The following is a 20,890-nucleotide window of genomic DNA, read 5'->3' as shown; positions in this document are numbered from 1 at the left end:
CGTTGCCGAGGGTGAGCCAGCAGTACAAGGACGACCAGCGGGGCGAAATCCTGGCGGCCGCGCGCCGCTGTTTCCTCCGCGACGGGTTCCACCGCACGTCGATGCAGGACGTCTTCACCGAGGCAGGCAAGTCCGCGGGCGCGGTTTACCGGTACTTCCCGAAGAAGGAGGACATGATCGTCGCGGTCGCCGCGCAGAACCTCGACGACGTCACCGGCGTGCTGCGCGCTGCCCTTGCCCGCGGCGGCGGCGGCGAGCACGGTGTCGGCGAGGTGATGGCGGAACTGCTGGAGGCCGTGACCGGCCTGCACCGCGACCGGGAACTGGCGAGCATGGCGGTGCTGGTCTGGTCGGAAGCCCAGCGCAACCCGGAACTCGCCGAGCGCCTCGCCGCCGCGTCGGCCGAGATGAGTGCCGAGGTGGCCGGCCTCGTGCGCGGCCGGCAGGAGAGCGGGATCTGGGCCGGCGCACCGGCCGAGGCTCTCGCGCAGGCGATTTTGGCGCTCCTGCCCGGGTTTCTCTTCAACCTGGCGCTGTCCGGACCGGACGGAGTAAGCGGATTCCCGGACGCGGTCCGCACGCTGTTTCCGCGGTGAACCCCGCCTGCCGACGAGACGTGCCGGGCGGCTTCTCTCTCTCGGCCGGGTTTGCGTCTGCCGCGGAGAACGAGTGTGATGCTCTGATGCTCATCCCGTCCGAAGCCGCCCCGGTCCCCTGGCGCAACGGAGCAGGCACCACCCGGGAACTCGCCGCCGACGCCGATCCGTCCCGGTGGCGGATCAGCGTCGCGGACCTGCTCGAAGACGCGCCGTTCTCGTCTTTCCCGGGAATCGACCGGCTTTTCACCGCTCTCGGGCCGCTCCGGCTGACCGTCAACGGGACCGTCACCGACCTCGAGCGCGGCGACCAGATCCGGTTCGCCGGGGAAGACACCGTGCGGGCGACCCTGGACCAGCCGACCCGGGCCCTCAACGTGATGACCCGGCGCGGGCTGTACCGGGCGGAGGTCGTCCTTCGCTCCCCCGCGGAGAACGGCGGGGACGGAGCGGTCGCGTCGGTCGACCTCGGCGAGCAAATCGCCGATGTTTTCCTCACCGCGCTGGCATGATCCCGCGCCTCCAGCCGCGCCTTCATCCGGCGGCATTCGCGCAGGATCGCGTCGCCGCCCGAGGAAGGGCCGCTCGCCGGCCTGGCCGACCATGGTCACGATCATGAAGCCCAGCTGGACCAGCGTGGACAGGAAGGTCATGAACGCGAACGAGTACGGGTCCAGCCGCTGCACACCGAGCACGGCCAGTCCCGTCCACACCACCTGCGTCCCGGCCGCCGGGTAGAACGCCCCCATGCCGCCAAGCCGCTGCGTCAGCCTGGCCGCGATCCGGCTGTTGACGCTCACCGCCTGGGTCGAGCGCCTGCGGCGGCCGGTGCTGCTGGATCCACGGATGCGGGCTCGACTCCAGCAGGCTCACGCCGCGGCTGAGCGTCCGGTCGTGCTGGTCGAGATGCCGCTGCAGGTCCGCGATCTGTTCGAAGACGGCCTCGGCGTTTTCGTAGGTCTGCACCGAACGGCGGTCGACCGCGCGCAGCGGACCCCAGGCCGCGGCGACGAGCGCGAGGACCACGTACAGCGCGGGCATCGATCCGATCGCGCGAGTCAGCGCGGCCGCGAACGCGCCGGTGAACCTGATCTGCTCGTCCGCGGTCGTGGCCGGACGCCGCGGCAAGCGCGGCAGTCACGGCGTGCGGCGGCGGTTCACCCGATCCGTCCGGATTCGGCGGCCGCACCGGCTTTCCAGCACGTTTTCGTTTGCTCCGCCGATCCGCGCCGCGCCACCGTCGAGCCCCTTTCGCTGCTTGCCGGTTTCCGCGCACCAGTATCCCGGCGAGGTTCCGGGAGGGATGCCCGGCACCCGTGCTCGACTGTCCACCGAGGACTGTCAGCGGCCGGGCGCGCGGCAAACAGGACGGCGATACGGAAAGGAAATCGTTGTCCGGGCCGTCTCGTTCACCGCTGGCGAAAACGCGGGCTCCCGGCCGCGAGCACACCGCGGGAGCGGTGACCGTGTTCGGCGCGAGCCCGGACGCGCAGGTTCTCGCCGCGGTTGACCAGATTCAGGGCTCCGGCGAGATGGCCGAGGGCGTCGTCGTGCCGGGCTCCGCGGGCGCAGGCCCGGCCGCACTGCGAACGCGCACTCCAGCTTTACCGGACGGCGAACCATCCGGCGGTGGCCGACGTCCTCGACAGCCTCGCGCACATCGCCCATCACACCGACGCCATCGAGCACCACCGCGAAGCGCTCGTGCTGTACCGGGAGTCCGGCAACACCTATTTGGAAGCCGGCACCCTCGAACACCTCGGCCACCCCCACCGCGAGACGGGCGACTCCGGCAAGGCACGCGCGGTGTGGCAGCTGACGCTCGACTTGTTCCGTGCACAGGGCCGGTTCGCGGAGGTCAACGCAGTGGAAACCGCGCCGGCCCGGCTCGGCTCCGGGCTTCGCTCCCGCAGCGGGCCACGATGCGGCAAGCTGGACCCGTGCCCATGGAATCAGTGATCGGCAACCACGCCAAGGACCAGCTCGAATACTTCGTCGACGAGCACCGCGAGGCGCTTCAGCACTGCCTCGACGGACTCACCGAGGAGCAGGCCCGCCGGTCGCTCGTGCCGTCGAAGACCACGCTGCTCGGCCTGGTCAAACACGTGACCTTCGTGGAGAAGGTCTGGTTCGACGAAGCCGTCACCGGTCGTTCGCGCGCCGAGATCGGGATCCCGGAGACGCCGGACGAATCGTTTGCCCTCACCGATGACGACACCATCGCGTCCATTCAGCAGGCGCACCGCGAGGCGTGCGAAGCCGCGCGGCAGGCCACCGCGTCGCTCGAACTGACCGACATCCTGCCCGGCAACCGGCGCGGACCACTGCCGCTGCGGTTCGTCTATCTGCACGTTCTGCGGGAACTCGCGCAGCACTGCGGGCACGCGGACATCCTCCGCGAGCAGATCCTCGCGGAGGACGGGGCACCGGCTACTTCTTGACCGGATAAGCCTTGGGCGAGCCGTCCTTGTCAACGCCTGCCGCGGCGTACTTGCTGACCCAGTCCGGCACGAAGCCCACTTCGGTGGACAGGTCCTTGCCGGTTTTGGCGTCGAGGACGATCGGCTGCTTTCCGTTGGTGTAGCCGTACAGCGCGCCGTGCCAGGCGACGGTCAGGCCGCCCGGCGGGACGCGGTTCGCGGCCTGGTCGGGCAAGCTCCACAGTGTGGTCCCGGCCTTCGCGTCGTACGCGGTCAGCACGCCGGAGTCGGTGCAGGCGAGCACCGACTGCTCGTCGTACAGGCAGTCGCCGTACGAGTCGGGGCCCAGGTTCCGGGTCCCCTCCACCGAGAACTTCTCCGTGCCGGTCGACGCGTCGAGGAACTTCAGGAAGGCGTGGCCGCTGCTGTACTCGGTGGCCTTCAGGACCACCATCGCGGGATCGGCGGGCAGGATCTCGACCGCGCTCGATTTGGCGGCGGCGACCCACTTCTGCTGGCCGGTGGCGACGTCGAGCGCGGTCGCCTGGACCATCGAAGAATTCCCGGCCACAGTGGAGTCGACTCCCACCACGACCTCGCCGTTCAGGCTGCCCGCGACGTAGTCCTTGCGCTCCCACAGCTGCTTCCCGGTCGCCGGATCCAAGGCGACAGTCAGGGTGTGGTCCGACTGCGCGAAGCTGGCCACGACCGCCTTGTCGGTGGCCGCGACGACCTGCGTGACGGAACGGTCGCCGGTGATTCCGTACTGGTCGTCGGCGACCTTCGCGTTCGTCTGCCAGGCCTTCGCCCCGGTTTCCGGGTTCACCGCGATGACCGCGAGCGCGACATAGCCCGGTGTCGTGCCCTGCTCGGGCATCCGCAGCGGGACGGCTCCGACGGCGAGCCGGTCGGTGACGAGCGGCGGACGCGGGCCGCTCTGCTCGACGAACGGCCCCTGGTGCGCGTTCGGGTCGGCGGCCGGGCCCTCGATCTTGGTGTTCCACTTCTCGCGGCCGGTGAGGACGTCGACCGCGCTCAGCGATTCGGGGGCGATGAGGTAACCGGTGCGGTCGCGCAGCGTCATGAACTTCGACGTCACCGAGCCGCCCATGGTGGCCTGCAGCGCCGTGCGGGGCAGCGAAACGCCCTTGCCGGTGTCGAACGCCAACGGCGGATCAGCGGTGACCGCGTCGGGCTCGGCGGAGGACGCGGGCGGCTGGCCGGCCGGTGGGCAGAGTCGGCACGGACCCGCCTCCGCACGCGGCCGTGGCTGCCAGCACCCCCAGGCAGGCCGCAGTGATCAACGTTCGCCGCATCGGTGTCCCCATTCTCCCGAATCACTGCTCCATTCGGAGTCGTCCCGGAACTTAGCCGACAGAACGGCCGCATGCGCACGAGTTCGCGCAAATGCGGCGAAAAAGGTGTCGCGGGCCCGCGCGGGTACTCGGACGAGTGACGGACGCCCACCCATCCGCGCTCGGTCCGGCTGCGAATGCCCGGTGTGACCTCCCGTCCACGGAGCCATCGACTTGACGCCGCTGCCGCTGAAAGACTTCGCGGTGCGGGCCTTCGGCGCCTGCGGCAAAGCCGTCCGGGTTGCTGTCTCGACGGAAGCCGTGGCCGGGTGTCGCTATCATTGTCGCGTTTGGACTGATCGGCGGGGTCGCGGTGGCCGCGCGGCCGGATCTGACCGCAGTCGCGTTGCCGGCTCCGCTGGCCAGCCTCGTAGCCGGAGTCGCGGTTTTCCCGCTGCTGCACCGAATCGCGGCACAACAGCAGGCGACAGACTCGTCGCGCCGGTCGGCAGCGTCGGTGCCGGAGTGCTCGGCTGTGCCGGACAGGCGATCAGCGTAACGCGAGAGGCCACTGCATCCCGGGAGGCGGTCGGACCGCTCCTGCCCGCGGTTTCGGCTCCGTCCATTCCCTGACGCGGATTTCGCCAAGCTCGGGATCCCGGCGTTCCGCACGCCCAACCGGAACTTCTATCGCGTCGACACCGCGTTGTCGGTTCCGCAGGTGCGCACCGAGGACTGGAGCCCGCGGATCCGCGGGATGGCCGAACGGGAAATCCGGTACCGAGACCGGCCGCTGGTCGAGCGCACGGTGACGATGACGTGCGTGTCCACTTCGAACTTCATCGGCGTCGATCTGCTGGCGGAAGCCCGGTGCGGATCGCCTGCGGGGCCCGGCAGCCGACGACCTTGCGCGCCGAGGTGAACCGGAATACCCGGCGAGGTGATGGATCCAGATTTCCGTGAAGCCCGGTGCCCATCAGTTTTTCGTGCGCACGGCCGACAAATCCGGCTGCGTCCGGATCGAAGCCCGGCGGGGCGACCGGATGGCATTCCACGACTTTTATCGCTTCCTGGCCAATCCGGCTCCGGCCCGGCGCCGAATCCCTGCCGAACAATCCACTGTGAACGGAGAACTGCCGTGAAGACCCTTCGCCTCGCGCCGGGTTCGCTCGACTCGATGGGCCCGCTGCTCACGAAGCTGGTCGCGGCGGTCAAGGCCACCAATCTGGTCGACACGCTCGACAGCCAGCAGGCCATCACCGTCTTCGCCCCGGCCGACCCGGCGTTCACCGCGCTCGGCGACGCGAAGTTCAAGGAACTGGCGGCCAACCCGAACCAGCTCGCGCCGATCCGGCAGTACCACGTCGCCGGCAAGCGCTACGACGCCAAGGGCCTCGCACAGGCCGGTGCCGTCACCTCGCTGAACAGCGCGGGCGGCCCGCTGAAGATCGAGGGTTCCGGCGACACCATGACGGTCAACGGCGCGAAGATCCTCTGCGGCAACATCCCGACCGAGAACGCCACCGTCTTCGTCATCGACAAGGTGCTCACCCCCGGCACCAACAAGAACTGAAGCCACCGGGCCCGGCGCGCCTCCCCAGCGCCGGGCCCGGTTTCCCGCTCAGCTGAGCGAAGAAGCCACGTGCAGATCGACGTTCTTGGTCTCCGGGGCCATCAAGGCGCTCACGATCGCGCCCAGCGCGGCGATCCCGGCGGCGATGTACATCGTGGCCGACAATCCGAGATTGGTGAGCGACCACGGCGTCGCGAAGGTGCCGACAGCCGCGCCGATCCGGCTGATCCCGGTGCACAGTCCCACCGCCGACGCGCGGACCTCGGTCGGGAACAGCTCGTTCGGATAGATCCATTCCAGAATGGACGGTCCGCCGTTGAACACCGCGTACACCGCGAAGGCGAGCGCGATCAGCCACAGCGCGGCACCCGGTTGCAGGCCGAGGTAGAACAGTCCGGCCGCGGAAATCGCGAAGCCCCAGATCAGGACGGGACGGCGGCCGAGCCGGTCCACCAGCAGCAGCGCGGCGATATTGCCGACGAAGAAGAAGAAATTGATCAGGCCGTAGCCGAGGTGCGACAGATTGCCGCCGCCGAGGTTGAACAGTTCGAGGATCTGCGGCCCGAAGGCGTAGATCGCGAACAGCGGGACGACCGTGCACGTCCAGAAAATCGAGATGAACACGACCCGCTTGAGATATCCGCGGCGCCACAACGCGGACATCGGGGTTTTGGTTTCGGCTTCCGGCAGGTCGTCCAGCGTCGCGTGCTCGCCGATCGTCGTGCGCAAAACCTCCAGCGCTTCGGCGTCGCGGCCCTTGCTGTGCAGCCAGCGCGGCGATTCCGGAATGCTGGTGCGGGCGATCACGATCAGCAGCGCGGGCACCGCCGAGGACAGCAGCATCCACTTCCAGCCCTGGTCCACGTTCAGCAGGAAGAACCCGACGAACGCGGCGACCGTCGCGCCGACGAACCACATCGCGTTCAGCCCGCCGACCAGCCGCGCCCGCCACGCTTTCGGCGCGAATTCGGTGACCAGCGCGGTCGCGATGGGATAGTCCGCGCCCACCGCGACGCCGATCAGCAGCCGCAGCACGAACAATTGCGCGGCGTCGGCGACGAAGAACTGCAGCACCGAGCACACGATGATCGCGATCAGGTCGATCGTGTACATCAGTTTCCGGCCGATCCGGTCGGTGAGCGGGCCGAACACCGCTCCCCCGATGAACACGCCGACCAGCGCGGACGCGCCGATCAGGCCGGACCACAGCGAGTCCATCCGCCACTGCGGGCCGATCTGCACCAGCGCGATGCCGATGATGCTGAGGATGTAGCCGTCCAGGAACGGCCCGCCGGAAGAGTACAGCGCGAGCTTGCGGTGAAACCCGTTGAGCCGGGCCGAATCCAGGGTTGCGCGGACAACAGAGCCCGCGGTGTCCGGTGCGCGGTCAGTCTTCATGTCGGTTGGTCTCCTCGCTGCCGACCGCCGCCACGGCGTCGATCTCGATGCGTTTCGTCCCCCGGAACCCGGCGACCTGGACCGTGGTCCGCGGCGGCAGGTCGATGCCGGCGAATCGGTCGAGGTAGGCCTGGTGGTAGGCGTCGAACTCGCCGAGGTCGGCGAGGAACACCGTCAGTTTGAGCAGCGTGCGCAGGCTCCCTCCCGCGGCCCGCAGGGTGTCCTCGAGGTTGTCGAGGGCGACCCGCACCTGCTCGTCGATTTCTTCCGGGACGCTGCCGTCCCGCCGGGCCGGGACCTGCCCGCACGCCCAGATCACCCCGCCGAAAACGGCGGCACCGGCGTAGGGACGCGGTCCGTGCGGATGCGCTACCAGCTCACGCGAAGTCATCGGCCCTCCCGGTGGTCCGGAATCAGGAACCCGCACGCGATCGAGTACGCGAGAGTCCACAGTGGAGTTTTCACGGACACACCATGGGCGACCGCTTCGCGATGCCGCTGTTTCCGTTCCGCCGCAGTGGAAATCACCGGTCCGTCCGGAACCTCGCGCAGCGGGCGGACCACCAATCCCACGACCGGTGGACGCGGTTCCGCGGCGGCGGGCAGCCTCAGCAGGTCCCCGCTCGGAGTGACGACCGTGCGTTCCCCGCCATCCGAAAGGGACAGGACCCGGCCGGATCGTTCGGCGATGTCCAACGCAGCCCAATCCAGCACCGGACTGCCAGTCATTCCCGGCACGACCACCGTGCCCACCACGGCGGCCGTTTCGCAGGCGGGCACGAACGCCTGCAGCGGACCGCGCGAAGCCGGGTCGTGCGCCACCGCGTACCCGTCGCAATGTTCCAGCCTGAGACCGACCCGTCCGGCCGGGATCCGGGCTGTTTCGGTGGCCAAGGCGTCGAGCCCGGCGCCCTCGTGCACCTCGGCGGACGCGATGACCTCGGCCAGGTACTCCGCCTCGCCGCTGCTCAGCCCCGACGCCCGCAAGGCACGGAGCGAAACCTCGTGGATCTCCCGCACGGACACCCGGGTGCGCACGGTTTCGGCCGCCGCGACACGCTCGGCCCTCGCCGCGGTCATTGTCCGGCTCCGGGGAACACCGTGTCGAACAGCCGGAGCCAGTTGCCGCCCAGCACCTGCGCCACGACGGTTTCGTCCAGGCCCACTTCCAGCAATCCCTCGGTGAGGACCGGGAAGTCGGCCGGACCGCCGAACCAGGTCGGCCACACCGGCCACTGCGGCTCCACCGGAACCGCGGACGCGGGCCGCCACCGGCCGTTGCGGAGCCACGCGACGTAGTCCTGCGACCAGTTGCGCGTGCAGTCGCTGCCCAGCGCTACGTGGTCCGGCCCGATCCGCTCGACCAGTCCCGCGACCATCTCGCAGAACTGCCGCCGCGTCGTCTTCTCGCCGCCGATCACGTTGGGGTACAAGCAACAGCCGAGCACCCCGCCACGCGCGGCGAGGGCGTCGATGACGTCGTCCGGCTTGTTGCGCGGCGAATCGGCGAAGGACAGCGGGTTCGCGTGCGTGATCGCGACCGGTCCGGCCGAGGCGTCGATCGCGTCGCGGCTCGTGCGGTTCCCGACATGCGACAGGTCGACCAGCATCCCGACGCGGTTCATTTCCGCGACGATGAAGCGACCGTACGCGGTGAGCCCGGAATCGTGGTCGTCGTAGCAGGCACCGCCGACGAGGTTCTGGATGTTGTAGGTCAGCTGCGCGATGCGCACGCCGAGGCGGTGGAAGACCTCGACCATCCGGTAGTCGTCGCCGAAGGGCGAGGAGTTCTGGAAGCCGAGCAGCACCGCCAGCCTGCCGTCGCGTTTCGCCTGCCGGATGTCATCGGCGTTCTCGGCGAGGACGGCCAGATCGGCGTTGTCCCGCGCGAGTTCGTACCAATCCGCGACCGCGCGCAGCGTTTCCTGCGGGCCTTCCCAGACCGCGCAGGTCGCGTTCACGCCGGTGACGCCGCCCGCTTTCAGTTCCTCCAGGACTTTGCGGTCCCAGTTGTTGATCTGCAGTCCGTCGACGACAGTGAGGTCGCCGTGCTCCAGGGGGTCCACTCAGGACTCCTTTCCGGGCTTGCGGGTGAACAGCCAGTCGTCGTCCGCTCCGGACTCGACGTCGCGCGCCCGGGGCGCGCCGGAGAACAGCGTGACGCGCAACCAGTCGGTCGACTGCGGGCTGTAGTTCTCCATGCCGTAAAGGGCGAGCTGGAATCGCTGCAGGTGCAGCGGAAGGAAATCGCCGGCGAGCAGGTTCGCGCGGACCTCGCCGTAACGGAGCCCGGCGACAGACTGCACGCGCGCGACAATTCCGCGATGCCACGGGAATTCGAGCAGGAACTCCGCCACCGATCGGCCCGCGTCCGCGGCGGCCAGGTCGTGCCGGAGGGCGTGCACGGCGCGGGCGACGTCGATCGGGTGCTCCATCGATTCGCCCGGGTCCTGGCCGCGGTTGCCGCGCCGGGGTTCTTCGTTGTCCTCTGCGGAGAACCAGAACCTCGCCTGTTCGTTCGGATCGGTGAAGTCGAACTCGCGGGTCCAGTCGTACCGGTCGGCGAGCAGGTCGCGCAGCTCACCGCAGGTCTGCGCGAGGTCGACTCGCCGGCGCTGGTCACAGGTCAGCAGGTGCTCGATCTCCGCGTCGAGCGAGTCGTCCAGTTCGACCAGGACGGTGTGCAGCACGGCCCGGGCCTCGGCGCCGAACTCCGCGGCTCGGTCGTCGAGGTCCCGCCACCGGAAGCCGCCCGCGGGGAATTCGCTGAGCAGCGAGGCGATTCCGCCGAGTCGGTCAGCCAGTTCGGGACCGCTCAGGTACGGCGCGGTCGTCAGGGTGTCGCGTTCGGCGAAGTACCGGCGGGCCCGGTCGAGCAGTTCACTCGCCCGCCGGACCGAACCGGCGTCCGCCTCGGCGTCGAGGGCATGGGCCAGCGGGAGTTCCCGTGCCGAGCACCAGGCGTCGAGGATGTGCGGATGGTTCACCACGAACGGGACCATGCCGAGTCCGGTCGCGTTGCCGAGGCCGAGATACCGTCGCCACTCGCCGGAAAGCTTCGCCGCGGCCGGGTTTCGGCAGGCGGCGCACTGTTCGACCAGGTCATAGCTGAACTCGCGCAGCAGCCACGCGGCCAGCATCTGCGCGCGGTAGGGCACCTGCAACGGCGGGATTTCGGCAAGCCGGTCGAAGTCGGCGAGACCGAACTTTCCGTTGCTGTAGAAGGCCGTACTGCGCAGGATGTAGCAGGCGTCGCCCATCGTGGCGCAGTCCGGCTGTGCACCGGCAGCCAGTTGCGCCACCACGTAGTCGAAGAATCGCTCGCTCCGGTTGGCCCGGGTCCACACCAGTGTCGCGGCGTCGGCGCGGCCAGCTTCCTGCCGGGGCACTTCCCGGCGCAGTTCGGCCAGCCGGTCGTCGGGAACCGGCCCTTCCACCAGAGCGGCAGTGACATCCCAGCGCTTCGCGATCACGCGGTCAGTACGCTCGTTTTCCCGCAGTACCGTGGAAAACACCGCGAAGTGCAGCAGAGTGCCGTCCGCGTCGATCCGGTAGACCGCCTCGCCGTGGCCGCTGTCGTCGAACTCCCACCGGGTGCGGGACACTGCCCAGCGTTCCCGCGCCGCCTGACGGAGGAACGACCGCGCGAAGCTGTGCCGGGTGTAGCGGGCAGCGCCCAGTTCCGCCGGAGCGAGCGCGGTGTCCGCGGGCCGGGTCACGATTGTTCCCGAGGCGCGGACGTCCGCAGGTACGCGGTTTTGGTCCAGGTGAAAAACTCCGCGGCGGATTCGCCGTTCTGCTCGCGGGGTGCGGGGAACGACGAGTCTTTGAGGCCGCCGAACGGGGCATGCACCTCGGACCCGGTGTTCGGCGCGTTGACCTTCACGATGCCCGCGTCCAGGTCGCGCAGGCACTGCCGGACCGCGCGCTCGTCGTCGGTGAACACCGCCGCGGTGAGCCCGAACCGGGTGCCGTTCGCGAGCCGGATCGCCTCGTCCAGGTCGACGGCGCGCAGCACGGTGGCGACCGGGCCGAACACTTCCTCCTGGCTGATCGTCAGTTCGGGCGTCCCGGCCAGCAGCGTCGGCGCGACGAACGCCCCGCCCCGCGGGCAGTCCGCGCGGGCCAGCACCGTCGCGCCCTCGCCGACCGCCTGCTGGATCGCGCCCTCGACCTCTTCCGCCGCCCGGGCGGACACCAACGGCCCGATCTCGGTTCCCGGCGTCGTCCCCGGCCCGACGACGAGGCCCTTGACCCGGGCGGACAGCTCGGCGACCAGCCGGTCGTAGGCATCCCCGACCGCGATGATCCGGCGAGCGGCCGTGCACTTCTGCCCGGTTCCGCTCATCGACGCGGTGACCAGCGCCGCGGCGGCTTGGGCCGGGTCGGCGTCGGGCAGGACGATCGCCGCGCTGTGCCCGCCGAGTTCGAGCTGCACTTTCGCGCCGCGCGGCACGACCGCGGCCTGGATCGCGCGGCCGACCGGCACCGATCCGGTGAACGTGACACCGGACAGCTCCGGCCGCTCCACCAGCTCCGCGCCCAGCGAACCGGGCGCGAGCAGCAGGTTGAGCACGCCGTCCGGCACCCCGGCCTCGACGAGGATCTCGGCGAACGCCACCGCCAGCGCGACCGTGTCGCTGGCCGGCTTCCACACCACGGAGTTGCCCCACAGCAGCGCGGGGGCGAGCTTCCACGCCGGGATCTGCACCGGGAAGTTCCACGGCGTGATCACGCCGACGACGCCCAGCGGACGGCGCACGGTCCGCACGACCTCGTCCGGGTTGCCGGAGGGGTAGAGCACGCCGTCGGCACTGCGCGCCCGGCCCGCGTGATAGTGCAGCGTCTCGACCGAGGCGGCCACCTCGCCGCGCGACTCCGCCAGCGTCTTGCCCTGCTCGCGGGTCATCAGCGCGGCCACCGATTCGGCGCGCTGGGCGAGCAGTTCCGCGGCCCGCCGCAGCACGAGACCTCGGGCGATGGTGCCCTGGCGATCCCACTCCGGCTGCGCCGCCACCGCCGCGCGCACTGCCTGGTCCAGCAGCTCCGGACCGGCTGTGCGGTATTCGGCCACGATCTGCGCGGGATCCGCCGGGTCGACACTCTGCGTGACCGGTCCGTCGCCGGGAACCCACCGTCCCGCTACGAAGTGCTGCAACGACAATGCGTGATCCACGGGTGCTCCTCGACGTTCGCGACGGTGCTTGTCTTCCATCACGCTAAGTCGCGCGGAACACAGAGTGAAGTATCTATTGCCTACTCACTGATAAGGAACCATTATCACCGACGTGGAACTCCGCCAGCTTCGCTACTTCGTCGCGGTCGCCGAGGAACGCAGCTTCCGCCGCGCCGCCGAACGGCTGCACCTCGCCCAGCCCGCGCTCAGCCAGCAGATCGCGAAGCTGGAGAAGGAACTGTCCGTGCGGCTGCTCCTGCGGACGACCCGCAGCGTCGAACTGACCGAACCGGGCCGCGTGCTGCTGACCGAAGGTCGCCGTGTGCTCGCGGACAGTCAGCACGCCCTCACCGCGGTCGCCCACGCCGCACGCGGCGAACTCGGGCTGCTGCGAATCGGGTTCGTCAGCTCGGCCGCGCTGGAAATCGTGCCCGCCACCGTGCTGGAGATGCGGCGGCAATGGCCCAATGTCCGATTCGAACTGACCGAATCGACCACTGACGCGCAGATCGCCGCGCTCGGCGACGGCCAGCTCGACGTCGGCATCGCGCGCGAGGTCGGCGACGCCGCCGGACTGACCGTGCACCCGCTGGGCCGCGAACGGCTGATCGTGGCCGTGTCCGAGACGCATCCGCTGGCGGACAAGGAAACCGTCGAGATGGCCGAGCTGGCCGACGAGCCCTTCCTCGCGTTCCCGCGCACGCGCGTCTCGCGGCTGCACGACCACATCGAGACGCTCTGCCTGCGGGCCGGATTCCGGATTCGCGTGGTCCAGGAGGCCGTCCAGTTCCCGACCATGCTCGGCCTCGTCGCCGCCGACACCGGCATCGCGATCGTGCCGAACGCGTTGCGCGCCTTGCAGTTGCCCGGACTGCGCTATCTGGCTCTCGCCGATGCGGGCGCGTTCTCGACCGTCTCGGCGATCTCCCGCACCGACCACGAGAACAACCCGGTCGTCGACCGTTTCCTCAGCGTCGCGCGTGCCGGATGATGACGCGGTGGACTTCGAACCGCACCGCAGCGAACTGACCGCCTACTGCTACCGGATGGCCGGCCCGTTCCACGAGGCCGAGGATCTCGGGCAGGAGACGCTGCTGCGCGCGTGGAAAGCCCGCGACCGGTACGACCCGGCGCGCGCTTCGGTCCGGACCTGGCTGTACCGGATCGCGACGAACGTCTGCCTGACCGCTTTGGAAGGCCGGGCCCGGCGTCCGTTGCCGTCCGGTCTCGGCGCCGCCGGCGACGATCCGGGCGCACCGCTGCGACCGGCGATGGACATCCCGTGGTTGCAGCCCCTCCCCGACGCCGGCACCCGTGCCGGACTGCGGCTTGCGTGGGTCGCCGCGACCCAGGTCCTCCCGGCGCGGCAACGAGCGGTCGTCGTGCTCCGGTCGGTGCTCCAGTTCAGCGCGGCCGAGGTCGCCACGCAGCTGGAGACGACCGTGCCGGCGGTCAACAGCGCGCTGCGACGAGCCCGCGCCGCGCTCGCCGACGCCAGGGAGCCGAACCCGCCGAATCGTCCGGCCATCGACCGATTCTGGGTGGACGTGACCTGCACCCGGAATGCCGGGACTGACGGGCCCCCGCCGGTACACTGTGGAGCGTCAGCGGCCGAAGACGGCTGGGCACGATCAGAGCCGTGGAGCCGGACGAACGATGATTCCCGCATTGCTGGTCCTCTCGACCGCGGTTCTGCTGCGCGCGCTCGCGGCCAAACAGCTCGACCGGTGGAACATCGCCGCACCCGTGCTGATGGTGCTGTGCGGGGTCGCGACCGCGTTGTTCGCGAATCCGGAAAAACTGCTCGACGTCTTCGACACCGAAATCGCCCAGCACGTCGCCGAACTGATTCTCGCGATGCTGCTTTTCGTCGACGCCACCGAGGTCCGCGGCGGACGGTTGTGGGGACACGCGCCCAGCCTGGTCGCGCGAGTGCTGTTCCTCGCGCTGCCGCTGAGCCTCGGGCTGGCGATGCTGGCGGGTTGGGCGTTCTTCCCGGAACTGTCGTGGCCGTTGCTGCTGATCGTCGCGTGCATCGTCGTCCCGAGCGATTTCGCCGCCGCCGAACGCGTCGTGCGGGACAAAACCTTGACGCCGCAAGTGCGCAGTGTGCTGAACGTCGAAAGCGGCTACAACGACGGATTGGTCTCGCCGCTGTTCCTGTTCGCGCTCATTCTCGCGCGCAGCGACAACACCGCGAATACCGCCGCGAAAGCACTCGCGACCGCTTTGCCGTTCGCGATCAAAGCCATTGTCGCCGGAGCCGTCGTCGGCACGGTGATCGGCATCCTGCTGTTCCTCGCCGTCCGTGCCGGCTGGACTTCCGGACAGGGACGACGCATCACCCTCCTCACGACGCCCCTGCTGACCTACGCGGTGACAGTCGCCATCGACGGCAACGGATTCGTCGCCTGTTTCGTCAGCGGGATCGCCTTCCGCTATGTCTACCGCGCCTTCGCCGCACGGCACCTTCGCACCTCGGACAGCGACGCCCGAGAGCACTTCGTCCGGCCGTCGGAGGACCTGCGCCTGCTCGAAGAGGTCACCGGAATCCTGACCATGACGATGTGGTTCGTCGTCGGCGCCGCCGCGGTCGTCGTGGTGTCCTTCGGCATCGCGTGGCAGCCGATCGTGTTCTGCCTCCTCGCGCTGACCGTCCTGCGGATCGTCCCGGTGATGCTGTCGCTGACCCGGACCCGGATGCCGCACCGGGACCGGTTCCTCGTCGGTGCGCTCGGCCCGCGCGGCACGACGTCGGTCGTGTTCGGACTGCTGGCGATCAACGGCCTGACCGGCGAGGAGAGCGACCTCGTCCTGACTCTGACGGTCGTCTGCGTCCTCTGCAGCGTAGCCCTGCACGGACTCGGCTCGACGCCGCTCATCACCCGGCTGATGACTTCGCGGGCACACCGTCGATCCCGGTAGGATGCACGCACAGCCTTACTCCTCCGCGCGGGCGGCCTGCCCGTAGCGTTCCGTGACCGCGGACAGAGCAAGGGTCAAGCACGACGCGCGCAGAGGCCCCGTCCATGCCCGCACCCACGCTCGCCGAACCCCGAGCCGGACGGCAGCGTGCGCGTCGTCGCCCGTCATTCCCGCACACGACGAAGAAGCCCAGATCGGACACCGTCGCCGCGTTGCGCGGAGACCGGAGCCAATTGTCTGCCGGGATACTGCCGCGTCCGGACGCCGACTCCACGGAAAATGCCTGGCTGAACGGAACCGCGGGGATGTTCCGCGTCCGCACCCTCCGCGAAGTCTCCGCCTCGCCGAACTCGCTTTCGCTCTGCTGCGCCACCGCGTGCTCTCGCCCAGCGCCTGCACGCTGGAAACCGAGGTGATGACCAGCTGGAGTGCACTGTGGACGCAACGCCCGGGATGGAAGCGCGGCGCGGTGGAGAACTGTGTCCAATATGGACTCTCCCCGGCCCGCGGCGGTAGTGGGGCGGGCAGCCACGTCGATGTACGAGCTGGTGCCCGGCTATTTCCGGCAAGCCTGCCACCTCAAGGCGGACGCGCTCCTGCGCACCCGCAAGAACTGGTGAACACCCAGGCGGAGAGAGACCCCATGTACCAGAAAACGGCACGGCCTCGGCTGCGTGAGCGACCGGCGGACTGGCGTGAACGTCCTTTTGCTGGCAGCGGGGAACGGCCATGCTGCGGATTCCGCCGAGGGCGCGGAAGCAGGATCGGTAACCGCGATACCCTGAGCCGCGATCTGGGGCTGGGACGACGAAATCCAGCGCGACTACCACGACCGCGCCTTCGCCCCCGGCCAGTGGCAGGTGCTCACGCTCGACGGAGCGGACGCCGGTCTGCTCGTGATCGAGTACCGGCCGAACTCGACCCGCGCTCCAGGGCCAAGGGATCGGCGGGCGGCTGCTCCGCTGGCTGGTCGGCGTCGCGGCGGAGCGGGGACAGCCGCTCGTACTCGAAGTCCTGGCGGTCACCACGCGCGTTCTCCCTGCGGCACGGGTTCCGCGAAACCGGCCGCCGCGAAGGGAAATCCTCCTGGCCCGTGACCCGGGCCAGGAGGATTGACCACACCGGCCGCTGCGGTCAGCCCGCGTCCGTCACCGTCCCGGTGAGGTCGATGTCCGGGCCGGATTCCGTCATGTGCAGCAAGACATGCTTCACCGGATCAGTCCCGTCGTGCCGCACCGTCGGAATCGTCAGCTCGGCGCTCAGCTTCCCCGCCAAAACCGGTGCCGCCACCGTCACCCCGGTCGCCGACAGCGGCTGCGACTTCTTCGGGTCCACGCCGTGCTCGATCAGCCACTGCGGGTCGACGTCCGAGGTCATCAGTTCCGGCCCGGTCTTCGGCGCTTTCACCTCCGCCGTCACGTAGAGGTCCGAATCGGCCACAGCGGACAGGTTGACCGGCCAGGCCAGCGCGCCGCCCTCGACCGCCGACACGTCCGTCTTGCCGACGCTCACCTCCGGCTCCGGGTCGTCGTTCTCGACGTTCACCGCGCCCTCCGCCGCCCCGACGACCGTGCCGCGGGTGGCTTTCACGTCCGCCAGCAGCCGGTACGGCCAGCTCCACCGGGTGTTCCCGACGACCGTCGCGGGCAGGTCGAGCGTGTGCTGTCCCGGCGCGAGCGTGACCGCCTGATACGTCCACTTCGCCGACGTCGGCGAGTCCGGGTCAGTCCGGAAGACGCGCAGCGAACCGCCGCCGTCCCCGGTCACCGTGACCGGGATCTGGTACGTCTTCGACCCGGAATCGCCTTCCTTGACCGTCAGGGCGCCGAGATCGACCCGCGTCAGCGGAGCAGGCGCCGGATCGGGCAGGCCGGGCCGCCACGCGTACGCGTCCAGCAGCCACGCTTCGCTGCCCGCGGTCCGCGGCGTCAGTTCCAGGCTCGCCACCTCCAGGTGCGGCGGCAGCGGAACACGGACTTCCTGTCCCCAGAACGACTTCGTCCGTTCGGTCCCGGCCAAGCCGGTCACCGTGAACGAGCCCAGCTTCGTGCGCTTGCCCCGGGAATCGGCGACCGCGACGTCGAACGAAGCGGCCGGGGCGTTCTCCGGCGCGATGACCCGCATCGCCAGCGCCCGCGCGCCGTCCGCGGAAACCGGGCGAGGCAACCGGATCTGCGCCGGAGCCCCCGCCGAGCGCACATGCACGGCAGTGCGGGTCGGGTCGGGAGCGTCTTCCAGCCCGACGAAATGCGGCGACTTGGACGCGCCGGTATTCGTGAGGCACCGCTGATCCGGACCGACCTGCCGGCAGACGTCTCCGCCGCCGGTGACCTCGGTCGACGAATCCGGGATCAGCACCGGCGTCCGCGCACCGCCGAGCGCGTGCGTCAGCACGTGCGCCGGATCGGCCGACGGCGCACGCACGCCGGAGCCGTCCAGCAACGGCTGCACCCGCGGATCGTGCTTCTGGAACAGCTGCGCCGCCGCGGCGACATAGGTCGCGCCGACCGCCCGCTGCTGCGCGTCGGTCAACCGCGCGGGGACGCCGGGCGAGCAATTCGGGTCCGGATCGCGAGAATAGAAATCATCATTGGCCGGAGCCACCGCGACACCCGGAGTCCATTCGGCATTGAAGTAGTTGTGATTCGCGCCCGAGACATAAAGCGCGCTGTGCAATGCCGTGTCCCGGCTGACGCCGCGCGCCCCGTCGATGTATTGCTGTCCTTGGAGATCCGAGACGTCGCCGTCGCAGGAGGGCAGGAAGGTGACCGACGGGACATCCGGCACCGGGTTGAGCCCGAACACCGTCGGCGCGATGAGCACGTCGCCGCGGATCTTCCAGCGGACCGGCCCGGAGAACCCGGTGTCGCCCGGCGGCGGGTAGAGGCTGTCCATCGCCGCGCGGTTCACGCCCTCGCCGCCGCGGGAATGCCCGACCAGCAAGACATTCGACAGGTCTGCTGCCGGGGAATCCCGGACGACCCGCGGAGCGCTCGCCCGGGCGCTGCCGGACCAGTCCGCCCAGTGCGCCAGGTGCAGCCGGACCAGCGACGACCTGGCCTGCGCCCCGCCGTCCTCCGCGGCGTTGTCGAGCGCGTTGATCGCGTTGGCCGAAATGGACACTGTCACGAATCCCTGCGACGCCAGCAATTCCTGGGTCTGCAGATAGCCGCGATAGCTCGGGATCGGCAGCATCCCGGCGGCACACGGCCAAGCCGTCGAATAGTGGTCCGGATCAGCCGGGTCGTAGCAGGGCTGGTGACGGCCGTGCAAGAACACCACCAGCGGCCGGTTGCCCGGCGCGTGCTTCGGCGCGACGACCACGCCCCGCATCTCGATCGGCCCGTCCAGTCCCGGCAGCCGCACCGGGTCGAGCGAGTACTCGCCCTTGACCGTCGAGAACTGCCCGGGTTTACCGGGATCCACCGCATTAGCGGGCAACTCGGGCAGCGGTGCCGGGGCTGGTTGCTTCGCCGTCGCGCGAGGCGGCTCGGTCAGCGAACGGCCGCCGACGCGCACCTCCAGCCCGCGCAGATCGCTGATCCCGCCGGCCGGCAGCGAGAACGTCCGCAGGTCAGCCCGCGGCTGGGCGCGACCGAGCAGCTTGCCGCCCGACCAGAACTCCACCGCACCGTCGCCGAACAGCGGTTTCGGCGCGGTCCACAGCAGCTGGCCGTCGGCGACGCGCCACTCGGGCGAGGCTGCCGGACCGGCGGCCGGACTCGCCGCCGCGGGCTGTGCCAAGGTGACCGCCAAGACGGCGGCTGCCGCGACAGGGACAAATTTGCGCAGAAGGACCTTCACTGGTTGCTCCCTCCCCGGTGATCTTTCCTTTTTACCGGGAAAGCAGCCCGCCGTGCCAGAACGACGACGAGCGGTCCAGGACCGGATCTCCGCCGGCGACCCGGTCCGCGAACACAAACACCCGCGCGGTCGCGACCGGTTTGGACGCGCCGTTCCCGGCGAGCGCCTCGCGGATCCGCCGCGGCCGGAAATCCGTGAACTGGCCGTGGATCTGGTGCAGCACGTCCGCATTGGTCTCGAAATGCGGCAGAACGCGCCTTTGGCGAGCGCCGCGGTGTCGACCGGGCTGAACCGAACGGAGCAACGCGGCCCGGCTTACCAGGGACCGGAGCGGCGGAAAGGCGGTGCGCGAATGGCGGTTCTCCGTGCTGCACACCGCCGACCTGGAGCAGTTCCGGGCCGCCGCGGCGCGGTATCTCACCCCGCACCGGCTCTCGCCCGCGGGCCCGGACGACGGGCTGCAGACCGACGTGGCGATGGTCGAACTGGGCCCGGTCACCCTCGTCTGCTGCCGCGATACCGGCTGCCGTTCCAGCGCGCGCCGTTCGACGCGGACGTGCAACTGCCGGCAGCAGTCGCGCACGCCGAAACCCACGCGATCCTGCTCCCGCACGTCGCCGCCTTCACCCTGCCCGCCGCCCGCGGCCCTGACCGAACTCGCCGCGAACACCGGCGCGGCGACCAACCTCGCATCGGGGGTCAGGGAAACCGAGCTGGCGGCGGTCGTCGACGAGGTGCTGGCCAACCCTCGCCCAGTGCACCGCCTGGGCCTGGAAGCCTTGCCGCACCAAGCATTCAGGCCCGCATAGCCGTCTCCGCCCATTCCTCGAAGCTGGTCAGCGGGATCCCGAGTTCCCGCGCGAACTCGGGCCGCGCCGGTTGTCCGAGTTCGTTCAGCATCGCGTGCGAAAAGCCCATCGGCGGCATCCCGGCGGCGAGCGCCTCCTCGACGGTCATGTCCGGCACCGGCAACGGCACGCCCAGCACGCGGGACAGAATCGGCGCGATCTCCGCCATCGGCCGGCAGTCGCTCGCCAGCTCCAGTTCGACCCGGTGGAACCGCTCCGGCTCCGCGATCGCCGCGGCGGCCGCCCGGCCGATGTCCCGCGTCGCGACCAGCGACAACCGGGTTTCCGGACGCAAGATCGTCACCAGCCCGCCCTCGATGCCGCGCGGGAAAACGTACTGCGTGGCCGGCAGGAAGTTCTCCATGAAGAACCCCGGCTTGAGCAGCGTCCACCGCCGGAATTCCGCTGCCCGGAGCCGATCCTGGATCGCCGCCTTCGCCTCCATCGCCGGAGCCAGGAACGCCCAGCGTTCCTCGGCCAGTTCCGGCGACCCAGCCCCGCTCACCGAGGTGTGCACGAACTGCGGCACGCCCGCGTCTTTCGCCGCCTCGACGAGGTTCACCGCCTGGGTCACCTCCCCGGCGAAATCCGGTTCGGCCCCGCTCATGTCCGGCATCTGCACGCTGAACACCGCCCGCGCGCCCTTCACCGCCCGCGCCAATCCGTCCCGATCGCGCAGATCCCCGACGACGAGCTCGGCGCCCGCCGCCTCGACCGTCTTCGCCCGTTCCGCCGCCGGATCCCGGACCAACGCCCGGACGGGAACGCCTGCCGCCAGCAACTCGCGCGCCGTCGCGCCACCCTGCCGTCCCGTCGCGCCGACGACCAGTACCGGTGCTTCCTCGCCCATGATTC

Annotated in this window: 18 protein-coding genes and 3 pseudogenes; 11 read left to right on the top strand and 10 right to left on the bottom strand. The window is 70.0% G+C overall.

All coding sequences use genetic code 11. The annotated features are described in order from the left end of the window. Positions 1 to 11: 11 nt before the first annotated feature. The 4 genes from A4R44_RS23735 to A4R44_RS23720 all read left to right on the top strand — a co-directional run bounded on the left by A4R44_RS23735 (position 12) and on the right by A4R44_RS23720 (position 3,037). A complete protein-coding gene (locus A4R44_RS23735; RefSeq protein ID WP_232791757.1) occupies positions 12 to 596 on the top strand; it encodes a TetR/AcrR family transcriptional regulator in 585 nt (194 codons plus the stop codon). Between the two features lie 86 nt (positions 597 to 682). Continuing rightward, the gene (locus A4R44_RS23730; protein WP_067584728.1) at positions 683 to 1,108 is read left to right on the top strand and encodes a HutD family protein; all 426 of its coding nucleotides are present in this window, start codon (positions 683 to 685) and stop codon (positions 1,106 to 1,108) included. Between the two features lie 1,117 nt (positions 1,109 to 2,225). Then, the gene (locus tag A4R44_RS23725) at positions 2,226 to 2,555 is read left to right on the top strand and encodes a hypothetical protein (RefSeq protein ID WP_067584725.1); all 330 of its coding nucleotides are present in this window, start codon (positions 2,226 to 2,228) and stop codon (positions 2,553 to 2,555) included. Continuing rightward, on the top strand, positions 2,543 to 3,037 hold the full coding sequence (locus A4R44_RS23720) for a DinB family protein (protein ID WP_067584722.1): 495 nt from the start codon (positions 2,543 to 2,545) through the stop codon (positions 3,035 to 3,037). The genes A4R44_RS23725 and A4R44_RS23720 overlap by 13 nt, the downstream gene beginning before the upstream one ends. On the opposite strand, the gene A4R44_RS23715 is transcribed toward A4R44_RS23720, so the two are convergent. Continuing rightward, positions 3,027 to 4,184 (bottom strand): PQQ-binding-like beta-propeller repeat protein, encoded by a 1,158-nt coding sequence (locus A4R44_RS23715; RefSeq protein WP_067584719.1) that lies wholly within the window; start codon positions 4,182 to 4,184, stop codon positions 3,027 to 3,029. The two genes, A4R44_RS23720 and A4R44_RS23715, sit on opposite strands and share 11 nt — an antisense overlap. 346 nt (positions 4,185 to 4,530) lie before the next feature. On the opposite strand from A4R44_RS23715, the pseudogene A4R44_RS50660 reads away from it, so the two are divergent. Both A4R44_RS50660 and A4R44_RS23705 read left to right on the top strand, forming a co-directional pair. After that, positions 4,531 to 5,167 (top strand): annotated as a pseudogene (locus A4R44_RS50660) (molybdopterin-binding protein); the annotation flags it as partial. A 300-nt stretch (positions 5,168 to 5,467) separates the two neighbouring features. Next, positions 5,468 to 5,884, top strand: a pseudogene (locus tag A4R44_RS23705) (fasciclin domain-containing protein); the annotation flags it as partial. Between the two features lie 48 nt (positions 5,885 to 5,932). Here A4R44_RS23705 and A4R44_RS23700 read toward each other — a convergent pair. The 6 genes from A4R44_RS23700 to A4R44_RS23675 are packed head-to-tail and all read right to left on the bottom strand — an operon-like array spanning position 5,933 to position 12,458. Beyond that, positions 5,933 to 7,282, bottom strand: a complete 1,350-nt coding sequence (locus A4R44_RS23700; protein ID WP_067584712.1) for an MFS transporter — start codon at positions 7,280 to 7,282, stop codon at positions 5,933 to 5,935. Continuing rightward, a complete protein-coding gene (locus A4R44_RS23695) occupies positions 7,272 to 7,673 on the bottom strand; it encodes a RidA family protein (RefSeq protein ID WP_067584709.1) in 402 nt (133 codons plus the stop codon). Before A4R44_RS23695 ends, A4R44_RS23700 begins: the two co-directional genes overlap by 11 nt. Then, on the bottom strand, positions 7,670 to 8,362 hold the full coding sequence (locus A4R44_RS23690) for a hypothetical protein (RefSeq protein WP_067584705.1): 693 nt from the start codon (positions 8,360 to 8,362) through the stop codon (positions 7,670 to 7,672). Before A4R44_RS23690 ends, A4R44_RS23695 begins: the two co-directional genes overlap by 4 nt. Continuing rightward, complete coding sequence (locus A4R44_RS23685; RefSeq protein ID WP_067584700.1) at positions 8,359 to 9,348, bottom strand: membrane dipeptidase; 990 nt, start codon at positions 9,346 to 9,348, stop codon at positions 8,359 to 8,361. The genes A4R44_RS23690 and A4R44_RS23685 overlap by 4 nt, the downstream gene beginning before the upstream one ends. Then, the gene (locus A4R44_RS23680) at positions 9,349 to 11,001 is read right to left on the bottom strand and encodes a hypothetical protein (RefSeq protein WP_067584697.1); all 1,653 of its coding nucleotides are present in this window, start codon (positions 10,999 to 11,001) and stop codon (positions 9,349 to 9,351) included. Next, complete coding sequence (locus tag A4R44_RS23675; RefSeq protein ID WP_198545418.1) at positions 10,998 to 12,458, bottom strand: aldehyde dehydrogenase family protein; 1,461 nt, start codon at positions 12,456 to 12,458, stop codon at positions 10,998 to 11,000. The genes A4R44_RS23680 and A4R44_RS23675 overlap by 4 nt, the downstream gene beginning before the upstream one ends. 112 nt (positions 12,459 to 12,570) lie before the next feature. On the opposite strand from A4R44_RS23675, the gene A4R44_RS23670 reads away from it, so the two are divergent. The 4 genes and pseudogenes from A4R44_RS23670 to A4R44_RS51800 all read left to right on the top strand — a co-directional run bounded on the left by A4R44_RS23670 (position 12,571) and on the right by A4R44_RS51800 (position 16,003). Next, positions 12,571 to 13,449, top strand: a complete 879-nt coding sequence (locus A4R44_RS23670; RefSeq protein WP_067584690.1) for a LysR family transcriptional regulator — start codon at positions 12,571 to 12,573, stop codon at positions 13,447 to 13,449. Next, positions 13,439 to 13,990: pseudogene (locus A4R44_RS46135) on the top strand (sigma-70 family RNA polymerase sigma factor); the annotation flags it as partial. The gene A4R44_RS23670 and the pseudogene A4R44_RS46135, both read left to right, overlap by 11 nt. Positions 13,991 to 14,114: 124 nt before the next feature. After that, complete coding sequence (locus A4R44_RS23660) at positions 14,115 to 15,383, top strand: cation:proton antiporter (protein ID WP_067584683.1); 1,269 nt, start codon at positions 14,115 to 14,117, stop codon at positions 15,381 to 15,383. A 488-nt stretch (positions 15,384 to 15,871) separates the two neighbouring features. Next, on the top strand, positions 15,872 to 16,003 hold the full coding sequence (locus A4R44_RS51800) for a hypothetical protein (RefSeq protein WP_255366180.1): 132 nt from the start codon (positions 15,872 to 15,874) through the stop codon (positions 16,001 to 16,003). A gap of 514 nt (positions 16,004 to 16,517) precedes the next feature. Here the strand turns inward: A4R44_RS51800 and A4R44_RS48225 are convergent. Then, entirely contained in the window at positions 16,518 to 19,187 is a 2,670-nt protein-coding gene (locus tag A4R44_RS48225; protein ID WP_095213557.1) for a hypothetical protein, read from the bottom strand. A 31-nt stretch (positions 19,188 to 19,218) separates the two neighbouring features. Then, positions 19,219 to 19,410 (bottom strand): hypothetical protein, encoded by a 192-nt coding sequence (locus A4R44_RS23650; RefSeq protein ID WP_067584680.1) that lies wholly within the window; start codon positions 19,408 to 19,410, stop codon positions 19,219 to 19,221. Positions 19,411 to 19,531: 121 nt separating this feature from the next. Between A4R44_RS23650 and A4R44_RS23645 the strand changes: the two genes are divergently transcribed. Next, complete coding sequence (locus A4R44_RS23645) at positions 19,532 to 19,996, top strand: hypothetical protein (RefSeq protein WP_067584677.1); 465 nt, start codon at positions 19,532 to 19,534, stop codon at positions 19,994 to 19,996. Here the strand turns inward: A4R44_RS23645 and A4R44_RS23640 are convergent. Then, a complete protein-coding gene (locus A4R44_RS23640) occupies positions 19,983 to 20,885 on the bottom strand; it encodes an NmrA/HSCARG family protein (RefSeq protein WP_067584673.1) in 903 nt (300 codons plus the stop codon). The genes A4R44_RS23645 and A4R44_RS23640 overlap by 14 nt on opposite strands. Between the last annotated feature and the right edge of the window lie 5 nt (positions 20,886 to 20,890).

Source organism: Amycolatopsis sp. M39 (assembly GCF_001651785.1).
Taxonomy (GTDB): Bacteria; Actinomycetota; Actinomycetes; order Mycobacteriales; family Pseudonocardiaceae; genus Amycolatopsis; species Amycolatopsis rubida.
This window is presented reverse-complemented; position numbering and strand designations above follow the sequence as displayed.